Origin of the sequence: Mesorhizobium sp. M0001, from assembly GCF_040324255.1 — a bacterium.
In the GTDB taxonomy this organism is placed as follows: domain Bacteria; phylum Pseudomonadota; class Alphaproteobacteria; order Rhizobiales; family Rhizobiaceae; genus Mesorhizobium.
This window is the reverse complement of record NZ_JAMYVS010000002.1, coordinates 187,501-192,500: the sequence shown is the minus strand read 5'-3', so window position 1 is coordinate 192,500 and position 5,000 is coordinate 187,501. Positions and strand designations below refer to the sequence as shown.

Here is a 5,000-nt window from a genome sequence, read left to right as displayed (position 1 = left end):
CGTTCGAACCTTCTATCCCTGGCGGGATAAGAGGTTCAGCAGGACTCTGCCGCCCACGTTTCTCTTTCTTCAATATTCAATTTTCAAAGAACAGACATCACTTCACGCAATGTCGTGGCCCGTTCCACCTCTGGCTTCGGGGCCGTCCGAGTGTCGCTTACGCGGCTCTCTTGAATTCTCACAAGGGCTTCTCAGAAGCAAACTGCTTCGCCGCCAGCGGCGCACCGCCCTCGTTCGTGAGGCGTATATAGTCGCCACCAACCAGAACTGTCAACAGTCATCGACGATGTTTTTTCGATTTCTCGTGGAGATATCCACGGGGCGGAAATTCGTGAGCTGGCTTGGCTGAAATTGTGAGTGGTGTTCCGCTGAGGATCACTCTTCCACCAAGCTCCCACCCCTCGGCGGCAGATGCGTACCATCGGCCTGAGGATCGCCTCCTGGCGAGTGTCGATCCCCACGCCAGCCTAAGCAGCGCTTCAGAGCCGGCCTTCCAGCAATTCCGCCGTGATGTTGCTGCCGGCGAAAAAATACCCAGGACCAGACCCGTTCGGCATCGACTGCGAAAGCAATGCTGACGGCACGTCGCCAGCCGATGATCCGCGGACCAGGCATGATCTCGACCCGCTCTGTGCCGCACTGTGGAAAAGTCGACACGCTCAGGCAATGGTCGCGGATGCCGACAACGAAATTCCAAGCGATCGCCGGCGACGCACGGGTCGCTATGTCGTCATAGAGCTGGTCGAGTTCAGTTTCCGCCTTGCGGTGAAAGACAATGCGGTGCTCCATTGGCTACTTTATGCCTATTTGGCTTTCGCCTGCTTCGCGTGATGACGCGCCTCGAGTCGCGAAAAAACTGTCTCGACAGGGATGCCCTTAGCCGGATCCTGCCGGAGCTCGGTCAGGCGCGCCGGAACCTCCTCGCGCAGCCATCTCTCCCGCTCCGCCTCGAAATCCTCGAGCATACGCAGGCCGGCGCGAACAATCTCACTGGCACTGTTGTAGCGGCCTGATTCGAGCTGCTTCCTGATGAAGCTCTCATAGTGGTCGTTCAGAGCGTAGTCGGGCACGGCACCCTCCTGGAAGATTATGGCGCCGGTCAAAGCCCGGTAACAATGATTGGAAGCGCACGATCACGGTTCGTTTTCCAAGATCTGATGGCGAGAGAATGGTTCGTCGCCTGGTTTTGCAGGGTCCAAAGCGTCCGGTCACGATCGCGCCGGCGCGTGGCGGTTGCCGCGCTGACAGAGCCGGGAGCCAACCGGCTTCGCGTGGGCAAAGGTGCCGAATACAAAAAGGCTTGCGAGCTACGGGCGGTTGGGGGTCATGATTTGGCTTTTCTGTCCCACGGCGTCGGCTTCGCCTGCTTCCGACCCCTGGTGCAGGTTAAAATCGCCATCGATCACGGTCCGAACGCAAAAAGCCCGCGTGAAGCGGGCTTTTTTTGTTGGTTGCGGGGACAGGATTTGAACCTGTGACCTTCAGGTTATGAGCCTGACGAGCTACCGGGCTGCTCCACCCCGCGTCACCTCCAGGGCAAGCTCTTGCTTGCTCCGGACTCTCCAGGGCAAGCTCTTGCCTGCTCCGGATCTGAAGCAAGCGTTTGCTTGCTTATCTGGACGTAAGCCTGGGCCTATGAACAGGATGGCTTACACATAGGTATATGGCTGACCAAATGAAAGGGCCGCTTGCGCGGCCCGTGATCCCTTGGCGGGCCTTTTCGTAGAGAGAAGATTTCAGTTTCATCCGGTTTGCGGATGAGAGTTCAACGTGCGTTTTGCAGACCTGGCAGCGACCTACTCTCCCGCGTCTTGAGACGAAGTACCATCAGCGCTGGAGCGTTTCACGGCCGAGTTCGGAATGGGATCGGGTGCAGCCGCTCCGCCATAACCACCAGGTCGGCAAAACGCACGTTATATCGAGAAGCTGTTTTTTCGTGCCAAGGCGACGTTTGTGTTTTGCTTACGGGCGTAAGCCCGCAAGCGCGACTGCGCGTCGCCGGTTTTCCGGCGCCCTCGCGGAGCATAGGCCCTGTAAGGGCCGCTCATGCGTGAGCGCTGGTCAGATCATCGTGTTTCACGATGAGCATAAGGAATGAGAACGATCAAGCCGATCGAACTATTAGTACCGGTAAGCTTCAAGCGTTGCCGCTCTTCCACACCCGGCCTATCAACGTGGTCGTCTTCCACGGTTCTCAGGGAATACTCGTTTTAAGGTGGGTTTCCCGCTTAGATGCCTTCAGCGGTTATCCCGTCCGGATATAGCTACCCTGCTATGCGGCTGGCGCCACAACAGGTCCACCAGAGATCCGTCCATCCCGGTCCTCTCGTACTAGGGACAGATCCTTTCAATATTCCTACACCCACGGCAGATAGGGACCGAACTGTCTCACGACGTTCTGAACCCAACTCACGTACCGCTTTAAATGGCGAACAGCCATACCCTTGGGACCTGCTCCAGCCCCAGGATGCGATGAGTCGACATCGAGGTGCCAAACAACCCCGTCGATATGGACTCTTGGGGGTCATCAGCCTGTTATCCCCGGCGTACCTTTTATCCGTTGAGCGATGGCCCTTCCACGCGGGACCACCGGATCACTATGACCGACTTTCGTCTCTGCTCGACTTGTCAGTCTCGCAGTCAGGCAGGCTTATGCCATTGCACTCAGCGAACGATTTCCGACCGTTCTGAGCCCACCATCGCGCGCCTCCGTTACTCTTTAGGAGGCGACCGCCCCAGTCAAACTACCCACCATACATTGTCCCGGACCCGGATAACGGGCCGCGGTTAGACATCCATAGTAATAAGGGTGGTATTTCAAGGGTGGCTCCACCTGAGCTGGCGCCCAGGTTTCAAAGCCTACCACCTATCCTACACATGCCACTACGAATGCCAATGTAAAGCTATAGTAAAGGTGCACGGGGTCTTTCCGTCTAACCGCAGGAACCCCGCATCTTCACGGGGAATTCAATTTCACTGAGTCTATGCTGGAGACAGCGGGGAAGTCGTTACGCCATTCGTGCAGGTCGGAACTTACCCGACAAGGAATTTCGCTACCTTAGGACCGTTATAGTTACGGCCGCCGTTTACTGGGGCTTCGATTCAGAGCTTGCACCCCTCCTCTTAACCTTCCAGCACCGGGCAGGCGTCAGACCCTATACGTCGTCTTGCGACTTCGCAGAGCCCTGTGTTTTTGATAAACAGTCGCTACCCCCTGGTCTGTGCCACCCTCCTCTACTTGCGTAGAAAAGGGTCACGCTTCTTCCGAAGTTACGCGTGCAATTTGCCGAGTTCCTTCAGCATAGTTCTCTCAAGCGCCTTGGTATACTCTACCTGACCACCAGTGTCGGTTTCGGGTACGGTTTATAAGGAGGAGCTATTTCCTGGAACCGCTCCGCTGCCCGTTCAATCCGATAAGATTGGACAACTTGTGCGATCCGTCACTACCTCCAAGCCCACGAATATTAACGTGGTTCCCATCGACTACGCGTTTCCGCCTCGTCTTAGGGGCCGGCTAACCCTGCTCAGATTAGCTTTAAGCAGGAACCCTTGGTCTTTCGGCGGGGGAGTCTCTCACTCCCCTTACGTTACTCATGTCAGCATTCGCACTTCTGATACCTCCACCACCCCTCACGGGTACGGCTTCGTCAGCTTACAGAACGCTCCGCTACCGCTTGGCCCTTGCGGACCAAACCCTAAGCTTCGGTGTATGGCTTTAGCCCCGTTACATTTTCGGCGCAAAGACCCTTATTTAGACCAGTGAGCTGTTACGCTTTCTTTAAATGATGGCTGCTTCTAAGCCAACATCCTGGTTGTTTTGGGATCCTCACATCCTTTCCCACTTAGCCATAACTTGGGGACCTTAGCTGTAGGTCAGGGTTGTTTCCCTTTTCACGACGGACGTTAGCACCCGCCGTGTGTCTGCCGACTAGTACTCCCAGGTATTCGGAGTTTGGTTAGGTTTGGTAATCCGGTGAGGACCCCTAGCCCATCCAGTGCTCTACCCCCTGGGGTATTCGGTCGACGCTCTACCTAAATAGATTTCGCGGAGAACCAGCTATTTCCGAGTTTGATTGGCCTTTCACCCCTAGCCACAAGTCATCCCGAACTATTGCAACAGTTATGGGTTCGGTCCTCCAGTAAGTGTTACCTTACCTTCAACCTGCTCATGGCTAGATCACTCGGTTTCGGGTCTAATGCGACGAACTGAACGCCCTGTTCAGACTCGCTTTCGCTGCGCCTACACCTAGCGGTTTAAGCTTGCTCGTCACACTAAGTCGCTGACCCATTATACAAAAGGTACGTGGTGACCCTTGCGGGCTCCCACTGTTTGTAGGCAATCGGTTTCAGGTACTCTTTCACTCCCCTTGTCGGGGTGCTTTTCACCTTTCCCTCACGGTACTAGTTCGCTATCGGTCATGCACGAGTACTTAGGCTTGGAAGGTGGTCCTCCCAATTTCAGACAGGATTTCACGTGTCCCGCCTTACTCGAGGACGATTGATTGCATTACGCGTACGGGGCTGTCACCCACTATGGCCCTACTTTCCAGAAGGTTCCGCTTGTCTCTCAATCGCCACTGGCCTGGTCCGGGTTCGCTCGCCACTACTTCCGGAGTCTCGGTTGATGTCCTTTCCTACGGGTACTTAGATGTTTCAGTTCCCCGCGTTCGCCACTTTATCCCTATGTATTCAGGATAAGTTACCTATTATCGATACTTGGAAACCACAGTAGCAGATCACTCTGCTACTCTGATTTTCCAAGTACCTTAGGTGGGTTTCCCCATTCGGAAATCTACGGATCAAAGGGTATTCGCACCTCCCCGTAGCTTATCGCAGCGTATCACGTCCTTCATCGCCTGTGCATGCCAAGGCATCCACCAATTGCCCTTAAGACACTTGATCGTTCTCATTGCCAATGCCCATCCGCGCAATCCGAAGGATTGTCGCTTCAGCCTCTCCCTTGCGGGGTTGGCGTCCGCGCAATTCCAAAGGAATTGTCG

General features: G+C 55.4%; 2 protein-coding genes, 1 tRNA gene and 2 rRNA genes. 1 reads left to right on the top strand and 4 read right to left on the bottom strand.

What is annotated here, in order from left to right; all coding sequences use genetic code 11:
* The first annotated feature begins 507 nt into the window (after positions 1–507).
* Entirely contained in the window at positions 508–831 is a 324-nt protein-coding gene (locus tag NKK50_RS05920; RefSeq protein WP_352543175.1) for a hypothetical protein, read from the top strand.
* On the opposite strand, the gene NKK50_RS05915 is transcribed toward NKK50_RS05920, so the two are convergent.
* The 4 genes from NKK50_RS05915 to NKK50_RS05900 all read right to left on the bottom strand — a co-directional run bounded on the left by NKK50_RS05915 (position 804) and on the right by NKK50_RS05900 (position 4,902).
* A complete protein-coding gene (locus NKK50_RS05915; protein ID WP_031198915.1) occupies positions 804–1,070 on the bottom strand; it encodes a type II toxin-antitoxin system ParD family antitoxin in 267 nt (88 codons plus the stop codon). The two genes, NKK50_RS05920 and NKK50_RS05915, sit on opposite strands and share 28 nt — an antisense overlap.
* A gap of 378 nt (positions 1,071–1,448) precedes the next feature.
* Positions 1,449–1,525, bottom strand: a tRNA-Met gene (locus NKK50_RS05910).
* A gap of 258 nt (positions 1,526–1,783) precedes the next feature.
* Positions 1,784–1,898: ribosomal RNA gene (gene rrf / locus NKK50_RS05905) — 5S ribosomal RNA — on the bottom strand.
* Between the two features lie 202 nt (positions 1,899–2,100).
* A 23S ribosomal RNA gene (locus NKK50_RS05900) occupies positions 2,101–4,902 on the bottom strand.
* Positions 4,903–5,000 lie beyond the last annotated feature (98 nt).